21 protein-coding genes are annotated in these 22,490 nt (G+C 62.7%); 6 read left to right on the top strand and 15 right to left on the bottom strand.

Translation table 11 applies throughout. The features are described 5' to 3' along the window. Window positions 1-118 precede the first annotated feature (118 nt). Window positions 119-1,645: a phospholipase D-like domain-containing protein gene (locus tag B0G76_RS08515; RefSeq protein ID WP_258875534.1), complete on the top strand. Its 1,527-nt coding sequence runs from the start codon at window positions 119-121 to the stop codon at window positions 1,643-1,645. Between the two features lie 67 nt (window positions 1,646-1,712). After that, the gene (locus B0G76_RS43625) at window positions 1,713-2,009 is read left to right on the top strand and encodes a hypothetical protein (RefSeq protein ID WP_258875533.1); all 297 of its coding nucleotides are present in this window, start codon (window positions 1,713-1,715) and stop codon (window positions 2,007-2,009) included. Between the two features lie 523 nt (window positions 2,010-2,532). On the opposite strand, the gene B0G76_RS08505 is transcribed toward B0G76_RS43625, so the two are convergent. From B0G76_RS08505 to B0G76_RS08465, 9 genes are all read right to left on the bottom strand, one after another. Further along, complete coding sequence (locus B0G76_RS08505) at window positions 2,533-3,108, bottom strand: single-stranded DNA-binding protein (RefSeq protein ID WP_116140928.1); 576 nt, start codon at window positions 3,106-3,108, stop codon at window positions 2,533-2,535. Window positions 3,109-3,245: 137 nt separating this feature from the next. Beyond that, window positions 3,246-3,746 (bottom strand): hypothetical protein, encoded by a 501-nt coding sequence (locus B0G76_RS08500; protein ID WP_116140926.1) that lies wholly within the window; start codon window positions 3,744-3,746, stop codon window positions 3,246-3,248. Between the two features lie 16 nt (window positions 3,747-3,762). Further along, entirely contained in the window at window positions 3,763-4,833 is a 1,071-nt protein-coding gene (locus B0G76_RS08495) for a PFL_4669 family integrating conjugative element protein (RefSeq protein ID WP_116140924.1), read from the bottom strand. Window positions 4,834-4,992: 159 nt separating this feature from the next. After that, window positions 4,993-6,612 carry a hypothetical protein gene (locus B0G76_RS08490; RefSeq protein WP_116140922.1) on the bottom strand — a complete coding sequence of 540 codons (1,620 nt, stop codon included), beginning with the start codon at window positions 6,610-6,612 and terminating at the stop codon, window positions 4,993-4,995. Then, a complete protein-coding gene (locus B0G76_RS08485) occupies window positions 6,609-7,127 on the bottom strand; it encodes a hypothetical protein (RefSeq protein ID WP_116140920.1) in 519 nt (172 codons plus the stop codon). Before B0G76_RS08485 ends, B0G76_RS08490 begins: the two co-directional genes overlap by 4 nt. Further along, the gene (locus tag B0G76_RS08480; RefSeq protein WP_258875532.1) at window positions 7,108-7,581 is read right to left on the bottom strand and encodes a DUF2857 domain-containing protein; all 474 of its coding nucleotides are present in this window, start codon (window positions 7,579-7,581) and stop codon (window positions 7,108-7,110) included. Before B0G76_RS08480 ends, B0G76_RS08485 begins: the two co-directional genes overlap by 20 nt. Before the next feature lie 188 nt (window positions 7,582-7,769). Beyond that, complete coding sequence (locus B0G76_RS08475) at window positions 7,770-9,647, bottom strand: ParB N-terminal domain-containing protein (RefSeq protein WP_116140916.1); 1,878 nt, start codon at window positions 9,645-9,647, stop codon at window positions 7,770-7,772. Further along, complete coding sequence (locus B0G76_RS08470; RefSeq protein WP_116140914.1) at window positions 9,644-10,537, bottom strand: ParA family protein; 894 nt, start codon at window positions 10,535-10,537, stop codon at window positions 9,644-9,646. Before B0G76_RS08470 ends, B0G76_RS08475 begins: the two co-directional genes overlap by 4 nt. A 67-nt stretch (window positions 10,538-10,604) precedes the next feature. Beyond that, window positions 10,605-10,865 carry a helix-turn-helix domain-containing protein gene (locus tag B0G76_RS08465; RefSeq protein ID WP_116140912.1) on the bottom strand — a complete coding sequence of 87 codons (261 nt, stop codon included), beginning with the start codon at window positions 10,863-10,865 and terminating at the stop codon, window positions 10,605-10,607. Between the two features lie 133 nt (window positions 10,866-10,998). Here B0G76_RS08465 and B0G76_RS08460 point away from each other — a divergent pair, with 133 nt between their 5' ends. From B0G76_RS08460 to B0G76_RS08440, 4 genes are all read left to right on the top strand, one after another. Then, the gene (locus tag B0G76_RS08460; protein WP_116140910.1) at window positions 10,999-11,436 is read left to right on the top strand and encodes a helix-turn-helix domain-containing protein; all 438 of its coding nucleotides are present in this window, start codon (window positions 10,999-11,001) and stop codon (window positions 11,434-11,436) included. A 151-nt stretch (window positions 11,437-11,587) separates the two neighbouring features. After that, on the top strand, window positions 11,588-11,800 hold the full coding sequence (locus B0G76_RS08455; protein ID WP_116140908.1) for a hypothetical protein: 213 nt from the start codon (window positions 11,588-11,590) through the stop codon (window positions 11,798-11,800). A 653-nt stretch (window positions 11,801-12,453) separates the two neighbouring features. Continuing rightward, window positions 12,454-13,407, top strand: coding sequence for a fatty acid desaturase (locus B0G76_RS08445; RefSeq protein ID WP_116140904.1), 954 nt, complete (start codon window positions 12,454-12,456; stop codon window positions 13,405-13,407). Then, window positions 13,394-14,656, top strand: coding sequence for a sodium:solute symporter (locus B0G76_RS08440; protein ID WP_116140902.1), 1,263 nt, complete (start codon window positions 13,394-13,396; stop codon window positions 14,654-14,656). The genes B0G76_RS08445 and B0G76_RS08440 overlap by 14 nt, the downstream gene beginning before the upstream one ends. Before the next feature lie 104 nt (window positions 14,657-14,760). On the opposite strand, the gene B0G76_RS08435 is transcribed toward B0G76_RS08440, so the two are convergent. The 6 genes from B0G76_RS08435 to B0G76_RS08410 all read right to left on the bottom strand — a co-directional run bounded on the left by B0G76_RS08435 (window position 14,761) and on the right by B0G76_RS08410 (window position 22,472). After that, window positions 14,761-15,783 (bottom strand): helix-turn-helix domain-containing protein, encoded by a 1,023-nt coding sequence (locus B0G76_RS08435; protein WP_259460529.1) that lies wholly within the window; start codon window positions 15,781-15,783, stop codon window positions 14,761-14,763. 251 nt (window positions 15,784-16,034) lie between these two features. Next, complete coding sequence (locus tag B0G76_RS08430) at window positions 16,035-16,949, bottom strand: HTH-type transcriptional regulator ArgP (protein ID WP_164862216.1); 915 nt, start codon at window positions 16,947-16,949, stop codon at window positions 16,035-16,037. A 111-nt stretch (window positions 16,950-17,060) separates the two neighbouring features. Beyond that, the gene (locus B0G76_RS42815) at window positions 17,061-17,201 is read right to left on the bottom strand and encodes a hypothetical protein (RefSeq protein WP_164862217.1); all 141 of its coding nucleotides are present in this window, start codon (window positions 17,199-17,201) and stop codon (window positions 17,061-17,063) included. A 40-nt stretch (window positions 17,202-17,241) separates the two neighbouring features. Then, a complete protein-coding gene (locus B0G76_RS08425; RefSeq protein ID WP_116140898.1) occupies window positions 17,242-17,451 on the bottom strand; it encodes a hypothetical protein in 210 nt (69 codons plus the stop codon). Window positions 17,452-17,685: 234 nt separating this feature from the next. Then, window positions 17,686-18,756, bottom strand: a complete 1,071-nt coding sequence (locus B0G76_RS08420) for an EAL domain-containing protein (RefSeq protein WP_164862218.1) — start codon at window positions 18,754-18,756, stop codon at window positions 17,686-17,688. 758 nt (window positions 18,757-19,514) lie between these two features. Next, on the bottom strand, window positions 19,515-22,472 hold the full coding sequence (locus B0G76_RS08410) for an FAD-binding and (Fe-S)-binding domain-containing protein (protein ID WP_258875530.1): 2,958 nt from the start codon (window positions 22,470-22,472) through the stop codon (window positions 19,515-19,517). Window positions 22,473-22,490: the final 18 nt, after the last annotated feature.

Below are 22,490 nucleotides of genomic sequence, written 5' to 3'. Positions count from 1 at the left end.
TGCATCCTGAATCACAAAGCACCTTCCGGGTTGTCACAAATGCATCATCGGCCGCGCTCACGATGCAACGGGTGGTGGCCCCAGAGCCGCTGCCAGGAACAACCACCAGGAGATCATCTTGTCCGTCATCCGATCCGCCAGGGCTTACGCCAACAATGCTGTCGCTTACGTCGCATGGTCTGTCGAACAGGTCATTGCCGAGTGTCTTGGATTCGAAATCACCCGCATTTATGCAGACGGAACCGAACGTCCACTGGCTGCGTGGGTTGCCTTTGAAGGCCAGTCCAATCCCGACTGGGTGCCGCAGACCACGTCGGTCTGGCCTGTACAGAAATTCACCTGGCGCGACCTTACCGTGCGGCAGCGCCGTGATGAAGCCAGTCTGCGCCCGGCAGACCCCATTGTGAAATACCGCATCCGCCCGGTGGCCCGCATGCGCGACGGGTTGCAACCCGTCGCGGCACCAGCAGTCGCGCAGTACACAGGCGCTCCGCTGCCACTCGGTTATCTTGACGAGGGCATCGAGACGGGCGATATCAAGGTCACCAGCGACTTTGGCGAGATTCACGCCGCATTCAACAGCGGCATCCTCTCCACGCAGTGGCTTAGCCACGCAATGGAAAAGACGCTCGGTCATGTGCCGACCAAAGGCGATGTCAAGGACGAGATCGTCAAAGTCGATAGCCCGATTCGCGCCTACCTGGCGGGCGACCTTCCAGATCTGGTCCAGGGCCTCTTCGATCGCCTCCACGGAGGCGGTGAGCTCTATCTCGCGCTTTATGAACTGACCGACCCGTTGCTACGACAGCTGATCGTCGAGCATGCGCCCAATGTACATCTCATCCTGTCGAACTCCAGCTTCGACAAGACCACCAAGGCCTGGGACACCGAGAACGATCTGGCCCGCAAGAAGTTGCGCGAAGCCGGCCTTGCGGAGATGCACGACCGCATGTTCAACAACAATGGCCATATCGGGCACAACAAGTTCGCCGTCTATGTAGACCAGCATGGTCAGCCCCAGGCGGTGCTCTCAGGCAGCCTGAACTGGACGGAGAACGGCTTGTGCGCCCAGAGCAACAACAGCTATGTGGCCGGGCACCCGGAGCTTGCTGCGCAGTTTCTGCAGTACTGGAACGACCTGCGCGACGACACCAGCCATTTCGAGGAGCCACAGCCCAGCTTGGCGCCGGCGCGCAATGTACAGGGCGCGCAGCTGCGCAGCGCCAACGCCGGGGCGCTGCCGGCAGTCACCCTCGATGCGGGTGCGCTGCGGCTGTGGAGGTCGCCCAATACGCGGCAGGCCAACAAGCCGTCCAGCAACCCGGCCTTGCCGCCCGATCTTAACGAGGTGTACGGTTTCATCCGTAACGCAAGGCAGGCGGTCTTTTTCGCCGTCTTTCTGCCCAGCGTGAAAGGCGCGACCAGTATCGTGCAGGAAGCAATCGACATGGGCCGCAAGGACACCAGTCTGCTGGTGTACGGGGCCATCAGCAGCCCGATGGCGATGCCGAACTACATCAGCCCGCAGGATCGCGCAGACGGCGGCGACGATGACAGTAGCGACGCCCAGGACAGTCACTACCAGCCTTCGCTCTTCGAAGAAAGCGGCGTGCACATCGTGCGAGCGAACGCGCTCTTCCGGTGACATCACGGGCAACTTCGAGCGCGAACTGCTCAGCGCCGGCAACGCCATCATTCACGACAAGATCCTTGTGATCGACCCGCTCTCCGAAGACGGATGCGTAGTCGTCACGGGTAGCCACAACCTGGGCTACAAGGCCTCGTACGCCAACGACGACAACCTCGTCATCGTGCGCCGAAACCCGCAACTGGCACAGGCGTACATGGTGCATGTGCTGGATCTCTACGAACACTACCGTTTCCGCGGCGTCCAGGCGGAACTCAAGCACGAGGGCAACCGCCCGTGGAGCGGCTTTCTGCACACCGACGCGGGCTGGCAAAATCCCGCGAGCATTGAGGCCCCCTCCCTCGCGCACTATCTCGGTTGAGAGTTGAAGCGACCGGGCGCACGTCCCGATGATGGCGTCTGTGCGCCCGGCGGTGCGAGTCCGTCATTCAATGACACGCTGCAAATGGCCACACCAGATTCTTAGATTCTTACGTAACGCATTTGCGCGCCCGGGGCGTTCGGGCAGGCGATGCGGCGGTCTGGCGGGCGTTGGCTGCGTCATCACTCGAACACGGTCTGGTCACACAGCAGAAAGCGGCAGGCCGGACCTGACGCCGCATGCTGGGGACAATGAATCTCGACGGTCGCCGTAGAGCGCCCTGCCCCGAAACGACCACCCTCTGAGACCCGGACGTGCCATCCGCGAAAGCACGCGACAAAAGGTTCGTACCGCGCGACGGCCAGGCCTTCGGATACAAGCGCACGCAGCATCCGCTCTTCTTCGATATCCGCTATGACGGGACATGCGCTGCCGTTCGTGGCCGCGTCCTCCCGCGAAGCCCGGGAATCCCGCCGCGGCTCGACGCACGAACGGGAACTGCAGCGGCAGCAATCAGGGTGCGTCATTGCGCTTGCGTCCGCGCAGCCCGACGCGAACGCCGGCTGGCAGAATGGGAGGACCTGGCGTCAGGTTCTGGGGAGTCCGATGGTGGCGCATCGTCCTCGATGGCCTCGGCCTGCGGTGTGTCAGCGTTGTCCGGATCCTCCGACCCGGCTGCACCCTGGTCGGGCGACGAACCATCCGGAGTTTCTGCTTCACGTGTCTGCCGCGCCCGATACACGACCTGGTCGATCCGCACGAGATTGAGCGAGATGGACTCGGCGTCGATATGCGCGCCGGCGTCCGCCTCATTGTCGCGGGTGACCCACGGACTGACATAAAAGTCGCCGCGCACGACAACGCTGGCACCGGTGCGGATGTGCTGCAGCACACGCTCTGTAAGGCGCTCGTTCCAGATGGTCACGTCGACGGGAAATGTCCGCTCTTCGCGCTGCTCCAGCGTGCCGTCCTCAAGCCGCCGGTAACTGGCGGACATGACGCGCAACTCGACAATGCGGCGCGTGCCGCTCGCGGTATTGACCTGTTTCATCGTCGGCGACACCAGCACGTTGCCGACCAGTTCTGCATAGATGCCCATTGCGAAACTCCGTTCATCAAGGGATTGCCCCTTTAATTCGAACGTTCGAACGCGCTGTCCACTGCCTGCTTTACTGGTGGGCTGCTCTGCGCCAGCCTGATGATCTCAATCACGCCACGACGGGACCCGCGCCTGTCTCAGCTCTCATCGGTCCGTCGAACCTTGACCGTGCCGTGCTCCAGATACATCGCGAGCTGACTCGCCGCATAGCGGAACACCGACTCCAGTGCATTAAGCTCTTTCGCGCGCGCATTGCACTGCTGCAGGTAGGTGCGCAGCGGCGCCGGGATGCGGTTGAAACAGCCCTTCACACGATGCCAGCCGACCGCATGCGGCGCGCCGCGCATAAACCAGTCGAGCCGGTGGCGCGTTGCGCCACTCGCGAGCGCAATGCGTACGCAGCGAAGCGACACGTCGAGCCCGGCGGTCGCACTCTCCGATGCCAGCGTCTGCATTTCCGTGACCGTCTCGTCAAGCCAGTGCTCGTATGAACGCAGCAGCACGCGTATCCCGGGGTCGCCCGCGATCCGCGACACGGGTAGCGCCATCGCCGGCTCGCCCCTGGCCGCCGCCTTGCGCTCGCCCTTACCCTTAAAGGCCTTTGAACGTCGATCCAGATCCGAAGGTCGGTCAGTCATTGCCGCAGTCCTCGCATCACGGGACCAGCGCCGCTGCCGCAGCTTCCGCGACCGCATCGTCCCCGGACAGCCGCACACTGTCGAGCAGCCGCAGTTCCGCGTCCGACAGACGGCTCACGCGCCTCCGGCTGTGGCGCGGTTCGCGTGCGCCGGTGAAGACATCGCGCGGCAACACACCGAGCAGCGCGCGGGCGGCTTCAACGCGCTGGCGTGCGGCAGTATCCGCATTCGGCAGGAAGTCGACCCGCGAAAGCGGCAGCAGTTCGGCGCGCGTGAGCACGCGCTGGCAGTGCACCGCGAAATGGAACACGGACAGGCACCGGTGTCTGGCCGACCCGATGCGCCGGAAGCCTTCGGTCGACGACATCAGATCGCGCAGTACCGCGGAGCGCACGAGGCGCACCAGATAGTCGAGCTCGACCAGCAGCATCACGATCATGTAGCCGTACGGCGAGCCAAAGCCGAGCGAGACCTGTGCGGGTTCGCGCGATTGCAGCACCGAGTACTCCAGGCCTTTTTCGCGTGCAGCATCCAGCAACTGGCGGGCACGCTGCTGCTCGAGTTCGTTCGCACGCCGGATACCGGCGATCCGCTCGGCGATCTCGATGAGCTTCCAGTCCGCGTACGGATTGTCGTTGCCCGACAGTGACCACAACGCACGCAGCGAAGCGGCCACGCGGCGGCCGCCCGCCATCGGATGTCCCTGTTCTCCCGGCGCGATTGATCTGCCGAGAAAAAGCCGCATCGCGTCCCGCGTGTGCAGCCGCATGCGGTCCGCGCCGTCGCTGCCGAGCTGGCCGATGCGGCTGATCTCCTGCGCCTCGTGCGGGCGCACCAGTGAATCGCTGCCCTGTCGCAGCGCGTGCGTCTCGCGCATGTGGTTCAGCGCGTCTTCGCGTTCGAGAAACAGCTGATATCGGCCGAACAGTGGATCGGCCGGATCAGGATCGTCTTCAGCAATCAGGTGCGCGAGGACCGCGCGTTCCGCGTCGAGGTCGTAGCCGTCGGCAAACGGTGAGGACGTGGAGCGCGAGAAGGCATCAACAGCGGGATCAACATGATCATGATGGGCAGACGAGGTGTCCATGAATGGGCTCCTTGAAACAGATAGTCGGTGACCGGAATGGCGAGCACTGCGGTGTTACCCGGGGTAACACGGCGCGCGTGAGGGTAGCCGGCCAGGCTGGCTGTTACCCCGGGTAACAGCAGCACGTTGCAATGCGCGTCGCACAGACGATAAAGTCCGTCATGCATGACAGCCCACCCGATGCGCTGATCGATGCGCAATCCCGGCACGCAGTGCATCCCGGATCGCCGCCAGATGCCGGCACGCGGTTTCGCGCGTTGACACAGGCAGACCGGCCGGGTCCTGCGGGCTGTGCGACGCCACGATCGCGCCCTCGCCTGGCCCTGCCTGCCTGCGCGCCGCCCGTTCGAGATGCGCTCTTGTGGGGATGAACTCCCCGGCGAGATAGCGGCGCACGAGACCTGCGATGTAGGCGACGGGCAGTTGCACCGGCTGATGCCGGTGACCTGCCGCCATCTCGTCGAGCAGCATCTGCCGATCCGCAACAGGAATCCGCGCGAGGTGCGAAGCGACCAATGACCGCTCGCTCACACTGACCATCGCTGGCCAGGACAGCGGACCATCGTCGGTGCCGCCGGTTGTTCGCGGCGAAATCGAACCGCCCACGACAACCTGCGTCGGGCCATGGCCCCGCGAATAGCTGTCGCTCGGGGTTGTCGTAGTCTGGTATGTAATCCTTCCATATACGCGCGCGTCTGGAACGCACGTTTCCCGCCATCGGTAACGGATCAAACCCGCCCACCGCATCACAGTTGCGGCAGCATTCGCGTCCAGTCCTGCCTCCAGTGGGCGACTTCCGGTTGGCGAGTTCGGGCACGCACGTGCGCCCGCGCAGACGGGCGGCCGGTGGACCGGTTCGCTTACTGGCGTTGTGAATGACGCGCTGAACGGCGTACTGAACGACGCACCCTCGTCCTGGCTGTTACCCGGGGTAACAGCCAGCGGTCTGGATGCCGCAGCGCCCTCTTCTTCATGCAGACTCTGCGCGAGCAGGCGTTTGCGCGTCGCCAATCGCTCGCGCATATCGCCGCGCGACGCCAGGCGCTCAAGCTGGCGTTTCAGTTCGCCCGCATTGACCTGGGTGAACACACGTCGACCGGTGCACTGGCGCATGAACTCGCGAATCAGCCCCTGGCGCAGGAGCCGCGCTCTCGCATTGTCGAGCTGACGCCGGTTAAGTCCCAGCGTGCGTTGCCATTCTCCGGCCGTGTGCGTGAACCAGGTACATTGCCGGTCGGCCTCACGGCGCTGCAACTGCACCATGCGCGAGAGCAGTAGCGCGGCATTCACGTTGCCGATGAGATCAACAAAAATACGTCGGTACGCGACAGTCGGTCCCAGCAACGCGTCACCTGCGAACGGGTCCGCCCGCATCGCTTCGATCGATGCCGGGAGCTGCACGGCCATTGCACAGGTCGCGCGAACGGCGGTCGAGATAGCGTCGACCTCCAGCCGGTAATGCATGCGCGCGGGCTGGCCACCCCGCCATTCGCTCACCAGATTCAGCTCCCGCAGGCGCCGCCGCGCATTCTCCTGCTCCTCGCGCGAGAGGCCCGTCTCAAGCAGCCAGTGTTCGCGGGTCTTGTGGACCCAGCCGCCGTTGGTCTCAACGTCGCGCCCGCGTCGCGTCCAGTACACGAGTTGCGAGAGCAGCAGCGCCTGCTTCGGATGCCCGGTGATGCGGGCCATGCGCGTGCCGAAAGCGATGGGCCGATGCGGCCTGAGCAGGATCCACATCGTTTCGAACTCGGTGATATAGGGATGGCAGCCGGGCATCATGATTCGATCTCCTCCGGCTGCTCCGGGTGCTTTGGCTGCTTCGACTGTTGTCCATGATCCGGACGGTCGGGACGTACGGGCGGCCAGACGATATGGGCGGTGCGCTCCTGGGCCTTGCGCTGAAGCAGCGCAAGCACGGCCGGCCAGAGGATGCGGAACTCATCGGCTGACAGCGCCTTTCGCCGGCGGTGCGCGATGAGGCCCTTCGATCGGAGCAGTCGCCGCGCGGCGCGCTGCTGCGGCTCAGTGAGTGCCAGTCGTCGCGCAAACTCATCAGGCGTGATCTGCAGCCAGGCATGCTGTCGCCCGTTTTCGCTTTCAACCGTCGACAGTTCCGTGAGCATGGCGGCCGCGGCGAGGTCGCCGCAGATCTCGACGAAACAGCGGTCGATCGTGATCGGCACGTCGAGCATCGAGAGAACCATTTCAGTCTCGGCAGGCGGCAGCCCGGGTGAATCGTCCCAGGTCTTGCCGGGCAGCAGGTTGCCCTGCGGATCAAGTCGCATGTCGTACATGGTCAGACTCCTGGTGGGAAGAAGACGGGTGACGGTCTCCGGCATCTGCGTCGAGTGCCGCGAAAAGCGTCGCGAGCGACCATCGCCCGTCACATTGCTCATGCAGCGCCAGATAGCGTTCGCGCAGGTCGCCGATGTCTTTGAGACGGGCCCATGCATCGAACAGCTGATCCATCCCGGAGCGCGACAGCGCGCGGGGTTTCGTCGGCGCGAGAACATTGAGTTCGGCTCGCAGCTGCGTGATCGTTGCGCGCGTGGCCGTGCGGAAAAACCTGCGGATCATCGGAATGCTGGCCTGCCGCTCCACAAAGGCGCGCAACAGATCCTGATCGCGCCACTGCCGCTCGATCAGCTCGCAGCGACGCTGCAGCGCGTCCGCATCCACAAAGACACGCAATGCACCAGCGCCCAGCAGATCGCGCGCGAGTGCGGATGAACGGGCATCGCCGAGCACACGCCGGATTCCGTCCGGCAACCGGTCTGTCAGCGATGTCCGCTGGCGCGACGCTGTTTCACATGAAACTTCGGCATCCTGAATGCCCGTAGCGATGTACCGATCTGTCACGCAGGCGCACGCAATCAGCTCAAGCAGCGCGATGCGTTCGAGCGCTTCGCTCTCCAGTCGCAGGAAGGCGGTGTCCATCACGGCCCTCCCCGCTGAAGACGCTGGTCCGCACCGGGCTCGGGCCAGCGCGCGGGCGTAAAGCGTTCGGGATACGCGGCACGGAATGCGCGCGCCGCGCCAATGACCTCGCCCCACCACTGACCGATCGGGTGATCGGGATTGAGCATCACGTCGAACATCACGTCCATGCGATCAGCGAGCAACGGCTCGCCGACGCTCGCGTCACAGGTGCGGTTCCACGTCTCGTCATCGCGGGCCATGTGTGCGAAGCGGCTGTCAGGCGGCACGCGTGTGACGCCGGTGGCGCTGTTTTGCCGTGAAAGGCTCACGAGCCACCACCAGCCGAGATACTGGTTGAGCATCTCCTCGTTACGCTGCGCGTCGGCATCGGGCGAGGAACCGGATGAGAAACCGGGCGATGAACCGGATGAGAGGCCCGGCGACGAATCAGGCGACAAATCGGGCGACGAATCGGGCGAAAAGCGCGGTCTGCCCGGCGGCGGTGGCTCGACCATGAATCCGTACGGCAGCCCTTGCGCATCGCGCACGCAGCCATCGAGACCACAGGTCCGCGCGAAAGCCAGCACCGCCTCCCGGAAAAGCTCACCCTGGTTTGAGGGCGATGCAGCGTACGGCCCGCTGTCCTGATGACCTTCGTCGGTCACCCGTGTGAACGTACCGTCCAGCGCCGGTTGCGGGCCATCGGGCGGTACGTCTGACCCATCAGGTTGTTTCCCTACGGCGGTCGGGGGCGACACGGCCCGATCCGCACCCGGCGTGGCGCGCGATTGTTGGTCGGCGCCTGATACCAGCACGGCCGACAAAGCCGACGAAGCCGACGAGGCCGAGGGACCTGGCGTTGCCCCTGCACGATCCGCGTCGAGAACCGGCGTGACCGATAAAGGTTCAGGTCGTTCGCCTGGCATGCCACCGAGTTCACGTAGCGCATCACCCGTGGCATCCGGCACGCGCTCGAACAGATGACACATCCGGTCCAGGGCATCGCGCGGCACGCCCAGTTCGCCTGCGAGGCGCTGTCTCAATCCGTCGACCAGCTGCGCAGCGTCAAATGGCGTGGACCGCGCCAGCGTACCGGCCGCATCCGGGTTGTCCGGATTGCACCGGGCGGCGATGCCGGTCAGGTGCGGGTCGATCACCCGCGTCTGCAGCCAGTGATCGTCGAAGCCGAGGCGGCGTACGAGACGCAGCAGCATGCCGATGCCGGGCTGGATCACATCGACGAGCGCGCGCCGGCTCAGGTACACCGTGGCCGGCCCCAGGGCCGACAGACGGTCGATCGCGAACTGGAAGAGCGCGAGCAGCACATGACTCACCGGCGCCCCCTCCTGTTCGAGCAGCCGCGAGAACTCACGTAACGACAGCGTCTCGCCCCGCCCGGCTTCCAGATCCGCCCTGAGCGCAAGATAGCCGTTCGCCCTGTCCCAGAAACAGAGGTCAGCGCGCTGGTCGTTCTCACGCAGGTGGGCCGCCAGCAGCTTCGGCTCGCCCGGGTACGGCACGCAGACGAAGTCGTAGTAAAGGAAGCGCTGGTCGCGCGTTTCGTCGTAAAGGGCCGTCGCTGCGGTCACGCGCGAATTGCCGCCCTTCGCCACCACGTAACGCGTCTCGCCAGGACGGCGGGTCACCGTCACGATCTGTTCGATACCGTTCGCGCGGATCGACTCCTTGAGCTCAACGATGCGCTCATGCGATGCCCGCCGTGGATTGCGCTCGTAGACCATCACATCGAGGATCCTGAGCCGGATCACCGAGGTGAGCTGCGGTTCGGGCGTCCGGGCGGCCGGGGGCGGCACGTCCAGGCGCTGCGCGGCGAGCGCCTCGTGCGTCTCGTGCGCCTCGCGCACCCCTCTGAGCGGGTTTGCTGACACGCTCATGCGAGCGCCCCCTGCCCGATGTCGCGAGCCCGGATGTTGATCGTACCGACGTCGACCATCGCACGTCGCGGTGACCCGGCATACACATTCGCCAGCGACGGGAACAGTTCCCATGCGAGACGGTGCATGACATTCCAGGCCGAATTGTCGAACCGGCGGCGACGATCGAAGTCGTGCACGGGAATGCGCGCCGTCGCCGCGGCCGCATAGGCGGCCGCTGACGGGATCACAGTGTCGAGGACCCGGACTTTTGGATGCCCGGCAAACCGCTGCCGCAGCACGGCGGCAAGTGCCCGCGCATTGGTGGTGCGCTCGTGCGCATTGATCAGCGCAAGCAGGTCGCCGGAACGGAAGGATTCGCCGAAGTCGGCCAGCCGGTTCAGCTCATCGAGCATGGCGATCGTACCGTTGGCGAACTCCCCGGCGCTGAGCGCATCCGGCTTCACGGGCGACACCATGAGGTCGGCCGCCATCGCCGCGGACTTCTGCAGTTCGCCTACCGCACCCTGTGTATCGATCAGCACCACGTCATACGGCTCGATCAGCGGGCTGCGCATCGCCCGGCGCAGGATCATCAGGCGATCCTCGCGCCGGCTCAGCCACGCCTGCAGCGCTGCATCGGGCGTATCGGAGTAGACGAGATCAAGATTCGAGAAAATCGTGCGACTGATGCAGTCGATCGACGGATTGCCGCCTGAGGTCACGACAGCGCTCAGAGCCTGCGGTGAACGGTACTGGACGGGAAAGAACCTGCTTAGACCCGGCTGGACATCGGCATCGATCGCGAGCACCTTCAGGCCGAAGGCTACGAGCAGGCCGCCCAGATTGGCGGCGACGGTCGTCTTACCGACGCCGCCTTTGGTGGAGACGAAGGAGATAACTACCGGCACGGTGGGATGTCCAGGACAGCATCATCGCTTGAGTGGAAATTCAGTTAATGAAACAGAATTTGCGTCGCTAGGTCGGGTCGTAAGCCGGCCCATGTGGATCAGGATCGGGCGCCTCAGTGGCGTCGCCCACGGTCCCGTTCGCGCCAGAGTGCGTGAGTTGCGAGGCAATCCACTTTTCATACTCGTCAGCGGGAAAAAGACGACGGCGCCCCACGCGGATTGACGGTGGCATCGGCAGCCCGAGCGTGAGCCGGTTGCGTGCAGTCGCTGGCGCGATATGCAGCTCGCGCGCAATCTCTTCCAGCGTGTAAAACCGGCTACCGATCATTTTCCCTTCATGACGCGTCGACGCATCATGTCTCCAGAAAACGCCCGTTTAATCCAGGTACGTCCAGACTTGTCCATTACTCAATTGTTCCTATAATCAAGGCACAAGATCACTCTAGGAATGTGAGACAGACATGTCAAGCACCACGGATCACGGCGACTACCATCAGCGTGTCGCGCAGGTGCGCGAACACCTCGGCCTGTCGCAGGACAAGATGGCCCGGCAGCTCGGCCTTTCCCTGCGTGCCTATGCGAATTACGAGCGCGGCGAGCGTGCGGTACCGGTCGAACTGCTGCGCGCGCTCTATGAGCAGTTTTCAGTCGATCCCGTCTGGCTGATGACGGGTGACGGCAACATGATTCTCGACCGCGATGTGCACTACCGGCTCGACCAGAAGACGCTCGACAGCGTGCTGGTCGCCGTCGCACGCATCGAGCAGCGTCTTGATGTGCCGCTCGACGCGAAGAAAAAGGCGCGACTCATTGGCCTGCTCTACGAGCAGTGCCAGTTGCTGGGCGAGAGTGCCGAGCAGATCCTGAAGGACTCGCGCATCAGTCGTCTCGCACGCTGATTGCGGTCAGTGATTGCGCTCAGGTCAACGACGAGAACAATTCTGCAATGATGCCCGTCGACCATCGTTCCAACATTAATCTTCAGACGTAGCGTTTTGTGACGCATGCGTGAAAGCGCCTGTGATATCGCCATCGGTCGTGGAGAAAGGAATGGGACGCCGGGAAGAAATCAGCAAGGAACTGGACGAACTGGCCATCGAGATCGAGAAGGACGCGCTGCTTGCCCGTGGCAGGCAGGCCGCGAAAATCGCATTGGCACCCGAAACGCATATCCGTCTTGAATTCGTCATTGGACAGCACGCGCCCACCAGCGTGCAGATCTGTATCTCGACGGAGCCGGCCGACGATGGCGCACCAGCATAGCGCCGCGCGTTCTGTTCGTGGCGCCGGCCGGCCCGCTGATTCCTGAAAAATTCCCCGAGCCGTTGATCGATTCTCCGCGCGGAATATCGCGCATCGTCACGTGACGGAGCCTCCTTTCGCGGAGTCGATGAGGGGACCCAGTTGACGCCATGACCGTGGTTTAGAGCAAGAACGCCTGTGACCATCTTCATCGCGAAGCACCGCGTCACCCCGGGATCCATACAGGATATCGACGATAGAGCGCCCAGACTGACGCTGTAACCCACACGATCACCTGTCTCTTCAGTCCTTCTTCAAGGCGTGCTCCGTGATGTTGCGTGAGGTTGCGTGATAGAGCGGAACGTTTCGCAGTCCTGCCTGGCATTTGTCGCGTGCCTCCAATTCCCGCGGCGCCGCGCACGTCATCCGCCCGATCATACCCGCGCCCTTCATTTCATTGCCGCCGGAAACGGTCGGCAAGAATCGAAAAACATCGCGCACGCCGTTGCCGAAAATGCAACCGCATGAATATTTTCGCAACGCGGGATCAAGCGCGCGCTGGTTTCGTAATATCAAAGCCCGTTGTCGTCACCCATGTGCATGCGATGCGATTTCGCATCCGCTGCGGGCGACGTGCCTGTCTTCGTTGTGAGGTAATCCATGCGAGGTAATTCATGAATAGTCGCGCCGTAATTCACGACCAGGATCTGATCCGCTCCGCGTTTCCCGAATGGGATACCCTTCACCGGACCATGACATCGCCCGACGTGCTCAATGTCGTCATCGATATCGTGTTCGACTGGCTGAGCATCACCGTTGCCATCCTGATCCTGCTGCGTGTCGGATGGTGGACGGCACCGGCGGCTGTTGCATGGATCGGTAACCGGCAGCGTGCGCTCGGCAACCTGCTGCACGACGCCGCACACCGCAATTTTGCCCGTTCCAGTCGGCTCAACGACGCGCTCGCGCGACTTTTCATCGCGCCGGCGCTCTTCAACGGTCTAGCCCTCTATCGGGAACTCCACGCCCGCCATCACGCGTGGCTCGGCGACCCCACGCACGACCCTGACTACATCGCCGTTCAGCCCGGGCCTGGGGACGGCTGGTGGCAACCGTTTCTCAAGGTGCTGCTTGCGCCAGCGGCCTGGTCAGCTTCAATATTCGGCCACCTGCATCTACGGCGGCTCGGCTGGATGCAGCGGTTGGGCATCATCGGATGGTGGGTCGCCGTACTGGGTGCCGTGACACTTGTGCGGGGTGTTCATGCGGCGGCGCTTTTTTTCGGCATCTGGATGCTGGCGAGAGCCACCTTCTTTCACGCGATCACCACGTTTCGTGAGCTGTGCGATCACTTCGGTCTGGCGCGAGGCGGGATTTTCAGTTACACGCGTGACGTCTCGTCCCGCAGCGTCATGCGCTGGATCATTCACCCGCACAACAACGGCTACCACCTCATGCATCACCTGATGCCGTCGATTCCCTATCACCGCCTGCCTCGCGCACAGCGCAGGCTGCTGGCTTTGCCCGCCTTCGCCAGCGAGGCGAGAGTCTGCCATGCGTACTTTCGCGGCCCTGAGGCCGTCGTGCGCGAATGGGAAGTCCAGGGAGGTGAAAATGCTGCAGCGTAATCTCGGTGCGATCCACGTGGCCGCGCTGCTCGTCTCGGCCAGCTACGGTGTCGCCTTCCTGCTCGGTTCCGGCGAAATGGCACTGCATGCCGGCATGGCGGGCAGTCTGTATGCGATCGTCACCGCACTGGGCATGCTCGGGCTTGCGCTGGCCGCGCCGACACTCTGGCGGGGCCGCGAACTCATCTGGGACGTGTTTGGCGAGCGGTACGGTCCGGTGGTGCGCAGGCTCGTCGCGCTGCTCTCGCTCGTGTGGATGTCCGGCGTACTGGCCGCCCAGATCCATGGCGGTATCGCCGTGCTCGTCGCGACGGGCCTGCCGGCAACCCATGCACTGGTGCTGATCGCCGCGGCGCTGCTGGTCATGTCCTGCATTGAGCTCGGCATCGCTGCGGTGCTCTTTGCGTGCTGCCTGCTGGCGACGAACATCGCGCTTGTGCATGCGCTCGCCGCATCGGGCGGCCTGCCCGTGTACCTGCATGCGTGGCCGTCCTTCATTGCGGAGATATGCACTGCGCCACGAGCCGGGACCCTGGTCACCATTGCAGCGGTCGGCTTTCTGGTCATCACGGGATCCGACTATCAACAGTTCGCCATCGCGGCGCGCCGACCGCGAGATGCGTGGCTGGGCTGCGTGCTCGCGAGCCTCTTCCTGATGGTGACGGGGTTTCTTCCGGCCGCGACGGTCGTCGCTGCGCTTCGCGCCGGCAAGCTGTACGGCCTGAGCGAGACCGCGAGTGCGATCCCATGGATCATGCTGCAGACCAGTGGGGCGATGGGGATGATTTGCATCGGCGTTATCCTCCTGGCCGCGCTCGGATCGGGAACGGCCATCACGCGAGCGATGTCGTCGGCCCTTGAGGGCCTATATTCGCGTGATGGCCGCCACGGCCACGCGAGTGATGGTCACCACGGCCACGCGTCGCGCGTGCTGATCGTTGCCATCGGATGCGCAATCGCGACGGACGGTCAGGCGATCGTATCAACCATCGTTTCGTTGAACGTCGTGTATGTTGCGGCCGTCGGGTTGCTGTTTCTCCTTCACGAGACCGGACGACGCGTTGCGCCGCGCTGCGCATCATGGATGTTGCTCTCTGGCGCCGCGACCTCCCTGCTCGTTTCGTCGATGAACTGGACTGATATCGGAAATCTGCCCGCCTGGCTCCCGCTGCCGGCCGGGTTGCTGGCGTCCGCCTGCGTGCTGGCCGCATGGCGATTCACCCGCGTGCCGGGGCGCGCGCGATCCTGAAGTCCGGCCGTCGAAGCCGGGCAGAATGGAGCGGTGGGCAGGCAATCTTACCCCTGGTCGTTCGGGCGTTCAGACGAGCAATTCTGATTTCGGCTTCGGAAGTTTCAGTCTCCCTGGCTGGATTCGCCCGACCAGCGCTGGATGGCCCTGTAGTCGGTAGGGGTCTTGCCGAGATGCCTGCGAAACAGCTTGGCGAGTCGCCCGCCGCTGCCCACGCCGCAACGTCGCGCGATCTTGTCGACTGGCAGACGGGTCTCGACGAGCAAACGGCAACACCTGTCGAGGCGCAGATGCAGGAGGTAGTCGCACGGTGTGACGCCCATTTCCGCCTTGAAACGTCGCAGGAAGTTCCTGCCGCTCATTGCTGCCGCCTCGGCAGCCCGCCCGATCGCAAGTGGCTGGTTGCCATTTGCCTCCAGCCATCGCGCAGCGGCCCTGATCTTCTCGCTGACATCGCGCGTCGCCGTTCGACAGATCATGTCGGTAAGTTGCGTCAGCGCCGGTGACATGATGTCGTGCGGAATCGGGCGCACAATCTCACCGCCAAGGTCTTCCTGGATGATGCTCAACGCCGCGCGAATCGCCGGAGACACCTCGTGCGTCCTCGGCGCCCGGAGGGCCGTTCTCCCCCCAACTGAAGCCTGTTCGTCGATGCACCAACCGGCTTGCGCGCATCTGAACCCGGCTCCTTCCAGTAGCTGGTGCCCTTCGGCAATGGCATAAACGAGCCCGGCACGCTCACCTGTTCGGCGCAGCCACTCCATGCTCTGCCTGTCACACGCGATGTGTTGAACGCCTGCCCCGCCTGCGACGAAAAGCACCTGGAAATGCCTGACATGGCGCGGCGTGTCGACGCTTTCGGTCCACACGTTGACCGAAGACGAGCTTGCGACGCAACCGCCGGCACTCGAAAGCAGATACACCTGGTACGGCACTGCACGCCCCCGGTCACCTGAAACGAGTGCATTGGCACACTGGAACAGTTCGATCACAGAAGCGGTCTCGCAGAGCGCAAATCCGTCGAATAATGCAATACCAATATGCTTCACTGACTTGATCGTAACGTTCTCTGGCATGTATGCGTGAATATCGTCGCTGGAAAAGGGTGGCCGCCCGTTGGCAGGCAACGTCTCCCGCCTCCATGGACCGTTATGGTCCCGGATCCGTCGCCGGCGTAACATTCACCGCTTGCGTCACTGCGGAACCCCCGGGTGGACGGAATCGAGGTAAATGAAACGGGACCGGCTATGAGAAAGGACAGCGGGAGATCGGACCGCATGACATGTCCCCAGAAAAACACGGGCGACAATGAGCGGCGTGACAAGCGCGGCCGAAAGACGCGCCACGCAGCGTCGAGGCGGCCATCTGCGATGATCCTTCAACTGCCGCCGTCTCCCTCCGGAGCCGGCTGAACCAGGCTTCGGCGTGCCGCTTCCATCACCAGTGCACTGATCTTCGCGAGCGACTCGGGCTCCTGCTCCCAGTGATGCCAGTACAGATCGATCATCACGTCGTGATCGGGGGCGAGCGCAACCAGTCTGCCGTCAATGATTCGCGGCTCGGCCTGCATCGCAGGTACGAGACCATACCCGACGCCGTCAACAATTGCATTGAACAACGCCGACGGTGAAGGCAAATAGTGCTTGATGTACCTGCCGACTGTCGCGCCGAAGTACGACCTGAGAAATATGTCGTGCAACCTGTCCTTGCGGTCAAACAGGATGGCTGGTGCCTTGAGCGCGCCGGGCAGGATCAGGCCGCCAGCGAAATGTTCGCGGGCGAACCCGGGCGAAGCGACACACTGATAGCGCATCTGTCCGACCGGCTCGGCCGCGAAACGCTCACCCACAGGCTCCGCCTGCGTCGAAAGAAAGCCTTTGACGTCGCCGCGGGCAAGCGCATCGAGCGTGTGATCCTGGTCATCGACCAGAATCTCAAGCTCGACATGGTACTGCACCAGTTCGCGCGTCACCGGCTCGAACCAGGTTGCAAGGGAATCGGCGTTGATTGCCAGTGCCAGCGCAGTGGTCGCGGCTCTTCCGGGCTCGATTTCCCGTAGCAGGTCGTCCTCCCGAAGCCGGATGGACATGAAATGACGATAGACTTTTTCTCCTGCCTGCGTCGGCATCACGGTCGGTTCGCGGATCAGGAGGAGTGCCCCCGTTGACCTTTCAAGCCGCTTGACCCGGCGTGTCGCTGCAGCAGAAGAGATGTTTAGTGCCGCGGCCGCCTGCGAGAAACTGCGATACTCAACGACCGCGGCAAACGTTTCCAGTTCGGTCATGTTCAACATCGTGTCCTCTTCCTGAACCACGCATAGGTATCAACAAAAAACTCTGTCTGGAATGCGGCGGCGCCGTCGCCCATAGCCGCTCGAGGCGGCGGCGTCGATGGTTTCCTTCGTTCAGGTGCCGAAGCGCCGCCATCGGTACTCCAGCAGACGCGCACCTTCGCTGAAGTTGTTGCCCGATTCCAGTGGTTGGTCCATGTGCGTAACGGGCTGGGCATTCATTGCATCTTCCAGATCGTTGCCGGCCTTGCGCATGACCATCCATGCCCAGCGAGGATGCGATGCCGGCGCCGTTTCAGTGGTTCCTTCCGAAGCATGCCATTGCAGCTTCAGCCGGCGCCAGGCCGGCGTGGAAGTAGCCCTGCAGACGTTTGATGATCATCGCGTCAGGGTGATACGGCGGCCGCACGAAATTTGCTGCTACGGCTTCGTCGTACCAGGCGCACGTCCATATCTCGAGCTCCCGGGCGTATTCGAGCGTGAGCGGCTTCGACTTTTCGAACATTTTTGTACTCCATTCATTCCCGGACCCAGTCTGGATTGCGCCGCCGATACCTCAATCGCGGTGCACTCGAAGGAAACTAAACACCGGACGTTCAGGCTCAGGCGGGAATACGCGTCAACCGCGGTCATTGTTGCGGAAGAAAATTGCAAGCGGACTCGCAGTTGGTCCGCATGCCAGCGACGAGCTGTGCGATGACCGGCACGCCACTTTCAGGTTTGTGGTGAAGGATGTCGCTCAAGATTTCTCCTTTCTCCCGCAGGACCTTCCATCTCGCACATCAGTCCGTTCCGGCTCAGACGCCGATTGCGCCAAACCGGCGACGAAGATCGGCTCAAAGAGATATCCCTGAACCCAATGCGCGCCACAGGCCTGGGATATGTGCAGGTCTTCCTCGTCCTCGACACGTTCGACCACCACATGCGAAGCGCATCTTCGCGCCAGACGGATCAGCGCACCCAAATGTACTCTAACGCATCCGTTCGAGCGGGCCCGATGCAGATATCCACCATCGACTTTTGCAATGTCCACACTCAGTTCCATAAGACTCCGCACGGAACTGTAGCCTGCACCGATGTCATCGAGAGCGACGCGACATCCGAGCTGTTGCAGCGCCCGGACGAAGTCCGCGACTGCGTCGATGTCGGTCAGCGGCGCGCTTTCCGTCAACTCGATGACGAGCCGTGCCGCGACCTGAGGCTCCCCGGCAAGGGTTTCGATGACCATCGACCGCCAGCCGCCGAGCGCTGCACTCTGAATCGACACGTTACAGCCCAGCGACATGTCCGGATGCGCACGCAGCGTATCGATCACGGTCGTCACGACCCATCTGTCGAGGCGGCTCACCAGTCCGAGCCGTTCGAGAGCGGGAATCCACTTGCCTACACTGACCGGTACGCCATCTCCGGTCCTGCACAACAACGCCTCCCAATAGCTGACGCACTCCGTACCGGTCGCGCTGCAGACCTTCTCATAGCGGAAGCACAACTCGTCGCGTTCCATCGCGCCTAGCAGTTCCCCGGCAATTTCCATGTCCCGCGCGTATCGGGTCCGCCACTTTCTGGTGCCCATGCGCATCTCCGCGGATGCTTCTTTTTCGGGGTCGAACGGTGTGCCGTCGCAGGTCGGGATCGATGCACCGATGGCTGCGCGGATCGGGCCCATCGACGTGAACACCGGCGCGTCGCCCAGCGCCGCGACGACCGCATCGACGATGCTATGGTCGCTGCAAACTGCGTGAGCGTTCGCCAGGTCTTCAGGAACAGCTCGGTCAATCAGAACGACAATCTGCTCTCCGTTGCGCGTCATGATGCCCGACTCCCGCGTACAGAAATCGCGAGCGCGCCCGTATACAACATGCCTGACGGTCAGCGCGGTTGCGGTGCCGTACCCTTTGCGGTCTGCCTTTTTCATTCCTCCAGGATCCCAGGTCGCGCTCAAAGTTCCTAACACGCTCTAACGTCTGGTTTCACCCTCAGTCTCGGCATACGAAACTTCAGCGATGCGCATGGCAGGCCTCTCTGGATCGGGTGGGAAAATGCACCATTTTCCGTTTCGGTGTCGAAAAAAGAACATCGCCTTTGACCCGCCGCCGTTATCTGCGACGACGCAAACGTAACGTCCCCTGCTGGATCGTCCGTAGTGGCTGACCCGAAACCCTCTGTTCGGGTCGGGCGCCAACCAATCCTCGACCATACTCCTCAACGACATTCCCACGCTCGTCATAACTTTCTCATCCTTGATGAAGGTTACGGTACGGCGACCTTCAAGATCGCACCTCAGGTCCTCCGAGTACTCCCTACCCCACGTGAAAAGGGGTGCCAATGGCCGCAGTCTGGGGGTGTGCAAGACACTGATGTCTGCGGTAGCCCACGCGCCGCCGCGTCAAGACCGGTGTCTGATCACACGAAAACAGCCATACCAAAACCTCCGCCCACGACGATGTGCAGGCGCGCTCCGCCCCCGTCTGCTCCAAAATCCCTCGCAGCCAGGCATTCGGTCCACCAGGCCAATTGCGCTCACATCTTTTCCATACGGCCACCGAATCAAGGAGTGCTGAGCGCAAGTCAGGCCTGATCTCTCTGCATTGGGCGAAAAGATGCACTGTTTGAAGCTGAAGTCAGGCCGCCCGCTATACTGGATCGAGAAACCGGACGGCCGCCATGCCCGCTCCTGAGCGCACGAAGCGCGAGCTCGGCGATATGCAGGACCGGTCGCTTCACACCTTGTTCGATCTGCTCACGGCAACTGAAGCCGTTGGTCATGATCAATGCATCCGGCGGGGCTGCGCGCAAGAGCGGCAGCAGCTTGTCTTCCGCTACTTTCATCGACAAATCATAGTGCTCGTTGTTGAAACCGAACGATCCAGCCATGCCGCAGCATCCTGTATCGAGCAGCTTCCAGCGCACACCGAGTTTGTCGAGCAGCGCGGTTTCGCCATGCATGCCGAACAGCGATTTCTGATGACAATGCCCGTGCACGATGACATCGGCATCGAGCGTCGGCCACTGAAATTCCGTTTCGGCGAGGAAGTCCGACAAGAGATGCGTTTGCGCCGAGAGCTTTCGCGCAATGTCATCCTGCGGCAACTGCTTGAGTAATTCGTCCTTGAACACGGACAGACAACCGGGCTCAAGTCCGACGACCGGAACGCCGAGCAGGATGTCTTCCGATAGCTCGTCGACCGCGCGTCGCAACAAGGCCTTCGCCTGGTCAATGAGCCCGTAGTCATACAGCGGACGCCCGCAACACAGACGCTTGTGAGGCAATACCACGTCGTATCCGAGCAGTGTCAGGACATCGAATGCGGCGCTTGCAATTTGAGGCGAGAAATGATCGTTGAAGGTATCAACCCACAGAATGACCTTGCCCGTCTGCTTTGCATTCGGATGCCTGTCGCGTACGCGATGACCATCCGCAAGTTGTCTGAACGGTTTCGACGCGAAAAGCGGCAGATCGCGCTGCGGCGCGACGCCCGCGACCCACTTGCTGATAGGCGCGATGAAACGCGACGACGTCATAAGATTCGTGAGCCATGGAAAACGACTCGCCAGCGGCGCCCATTGCCCGATCCTGCCCATGAACATCGCCTGCCTGGGCCGGCGATGACGCTGGTAGTAGTGAGACAAGAACTCGGCCTTGTACGACGCCATGTCGGTATGCGTTGGACAGTCCGACTTGCAGCCCTTGCACGCGAGACAGCCATCTAGCGCTTCCTTCACCTCGCGGCTGTTCCATCCGTCGGTGATAACTTCTCCTTGCAGCATTTCCCAGAGCAGATGCGCGCGGCCACGGGTCGAATACTTTTCTTCGCGCGTCGCGCGAAAACTCGGACACATGGTGCCGCCATCAAGAGAACGGCACTTCCCCATGCCGATGCAACGCTCCACCGCGCGCTGCAAGCCATCGCCTTCGCGGCTGGCAAACGTCAGTTTCGTCGTGAGCTTCACGGGCTTGTACGACGGTCCCATGCGCAGATTCTCATCCGCGCGGTACGCGTTCACGACCTTACCTGGATTCAGCCGGTTCGCAGGATCCCAGATGGCCTTGAACTCCTCCATTGCCCGCATGACTTCGGGCCCGTACATAATCGGAAGGAACTCGGCCTTCGCTTGTCCATCGCCATGTTCGCCGGACAGTGACCCGCCGTAGTCGACAACAAGTTGCGCCGAATCGCGCAAGAATTCGCGCCACCTGAGCACGCCTTCCGGCGTTCGAATATCGAACGTGATTCGCGCATGCACGCAACCGTCGCCGAAGTGTCCGTAAAGGCACGTCTCGTAGCCGTAGCGGTCGACCAGCGTCTGGAACTGACGCAGATAATCGCCGAGACGCATTGGGTCGACCGCAGCATCTTCCCAGCCGACGATCGGGTCTGGCGTAGCCGGATCGATCGACAGCGAAACAGCGGATGCACCCGTCTCACGAATCGACCAGATCTTCTGCTGCTTCACCTTCTGCTCGACGACGAAACTCGTGACATTCTCACCACCCAAGCCCGCCTTGAAGTACCCATCCGCTTCCTGCGCTTGCGAAAGCGCGTCGTGAACCGTGTCGGCGCCGAATTCGAGCACGACCCAAGCGTCGCCTTCAGGCAGCAGCGCGATCTCTTCCGATTTCAGTCCGCGCACCTCCAGACCACGAATGATGCCGCGATCGAGCCCTTCGATGGCGAGGGGTGAAAAGCGATTGAAATGCGGTACCGCATCCGCCGCTGTGTAAATGTCCTTGAAGCCGAGCACCAACAGCACGCGACATGCCGGGCTATGCACCAGTCGAACCTTGGCCCGAAGCGTCACCGCGCACGTGCCTTCCGTGCCGACGAGCGCGCGCGCCACGTTGAAGCCGTTCTCCGGGAGCAACTGGTCGAGATTAAAACCAGAGACGCGTCGTTTGATTTGTGGAAACTCGTCGCGGATGTGACCCGCGTAGCGGTCGCGCAAATCGCGCAGCTTGCGATAAATCTCACCGCGCCTTCCACCTTCGCAAATGATGGCATCGAGTTCCGCGTCGCTCGTCGGGCCTACCCAGAAGCGCGCGCCATCGTAAGTGGCGATCTCGAGCGCCTCAACGTTTTCCACGGTCTTCCCAGCCATCACCGAATGCGCCCCGCACGAGTTGTTGGCGATCATGCCGCCGAGCGTGCATCGGCTGTGCGTGGCCGGGTCGGGGGCGAACGTGAGGCCGTGCGCTTCGGCGGCGTCGCGCAGCGTGTCGCAGATCGCGCCCGGCTCAACGATGGCCGTGCGCGTCTTCGCATCTACCGATACCACGCGATTCACATACTTGCTCGCGTCGGCCACCACGGCCACATTCACGCACTGCCCGTTCTGCGAGGTACCCCCTCCGCGGGTCAAAAATGGAACGTCCTTGCGACGGCATACGTCGAGCGTTGCGACAAGATCTTCGATATCGGCGGGCACGACGACGCCGAGCGGTATCTGCCGATAGTTTGATGCATCGGACGCATACAGCGCTTTGGAGCCCGCGTCGAAACGCACTTCGCCGCGCACCCTCGCACGCATTTCAGCTTCTAAGGCTTG

The sequence above is a fragment of the Paraburkholderia sp. BL23I1N1 genome, from assembly GCF_003610295.1.
Lineage (GTDB): Bacteria > Pseudomonadota > Gammaproteobacteria > Burkholderiales > Burkholderiaceae > Paraburkholderia.
Note: the sequence above shows the minus strand (reverse complement) of the source record. Positions and strands in the feature narration are given on the sequence as shown.

Bases quoted from the DNA above. Each gene is read 5' to 3' on its own strand.
- B0G76_RS08505 (WP_116140928.1), bottom strand. From the start codon at position 3,108: ATGGGCATCTATGCAGAACTGGTCGGCAACGTGCTGGTGTCGCCGACG.
- B0G76_RS08500 (WP_116140926.1), bottom strand. From the start codon at position 3,746: ATGACTGACCGACCTTCGGATCTGGATCGACGTTCAAAGGCCTTTAAG.
- B0G76_RS08495 (WP_116140924.1), bottom strand. From the start codon at position 4,833: ATGGACACCTCGTCTGCCCATCATGATCATGTTGATCCCGCTGTTGAT.
- B0G76_RS08490 (WP_116140922.1), bottom strand. From the start codon at position 6,612: ATGATGCCCGGCTGCCATCCCTATATCACCGAGTTCGAAACGATGTGG.
- B0G76_RS08485 (WP_116140920.1), bottom strand. From the start codon at position 7,127: ATGTACGACATGCGACTTGATCCGCAGGGCAACCTGCTGCCCGGCAAG.
- B0G76_RS08475 (WP_116140916.1), bottom strand. From the start codon at position 9,647: ATGAGCGTGTCAGCAAACCCGCTCAGAGGGGTGCGCGAGGCGCACGAG.
- B0G76_RS08465 (WP_116140912.1), bottom strand. From the start codon at position 10,865: ATGATCGGTAGCCGGTTTTACACGCTGGAAGAGATTGCGCGCGAGCTG.
- B0G76_RS08460 (WP_116140910.1), top strand. From the start codon at position 10,999: ATGTCAAGCACCACGGATCACGGCGACTACCATCAGCGTGTCGCGCAG.
- B0G76_RS08455 (WP_116140908.1), top strand. From the start codon at position 11,588: ATGGGACGCCGGGAAGAAATCAGCAAGGAACTGGACGAACTGGCCATC.
- B0G76_RS08445 (WP_116140904.1), top strand. From the start codon at position 12,454: ATGAATAGTCGCGCCGTAATTCACGACCAGGATCTGATCCGCTCCGCG.
- B0G76_RS08440 (WP_116140902.1), top strand. From the start codon at position 13,394: ATGCTGCAGCGTAATCTCGGTGCGATCCACGTGGCCGCGCTGCTCGTC.
- B0G76_RS08430 (WP_164862216.1), bottom strand. From the start codon at position 16,949: ATGTTGAACATGACCGAACTGGAAACGTTTGCCGCGGTCGTTGAGTAT.
- B0G76_RS42815 (WP_164862217.1), bottom strand. From the start codon at position 17,201: ATGCGCAAGGCCGGCAACGATCTGGAAGATGCAATGAATGCCCAGCCC.
- B0G76_RS08425 (WP_116140898.1), bottom strand. From the start codon at position 17,451: ATGTTCGAAAAGTCGAAGCCGCTCACGCTCGAATACGCCCGGGAGCTC.
- B0G76_RS08420 (WP_164862218.1), bottom strand. From the start codon at position 18,756: ATGACGCGCAACGGAGAGCAGATTGTCGTTCTGATTGACCGAGCTGTT.
- B0G76_RS08410 (WP_258875530.1), bottom strand. From the start codon at position 22,472: ATGCGTGCGAGGGTGCGCGGCGAAGTGCGTTTCGACGCGGGCTCCAAA.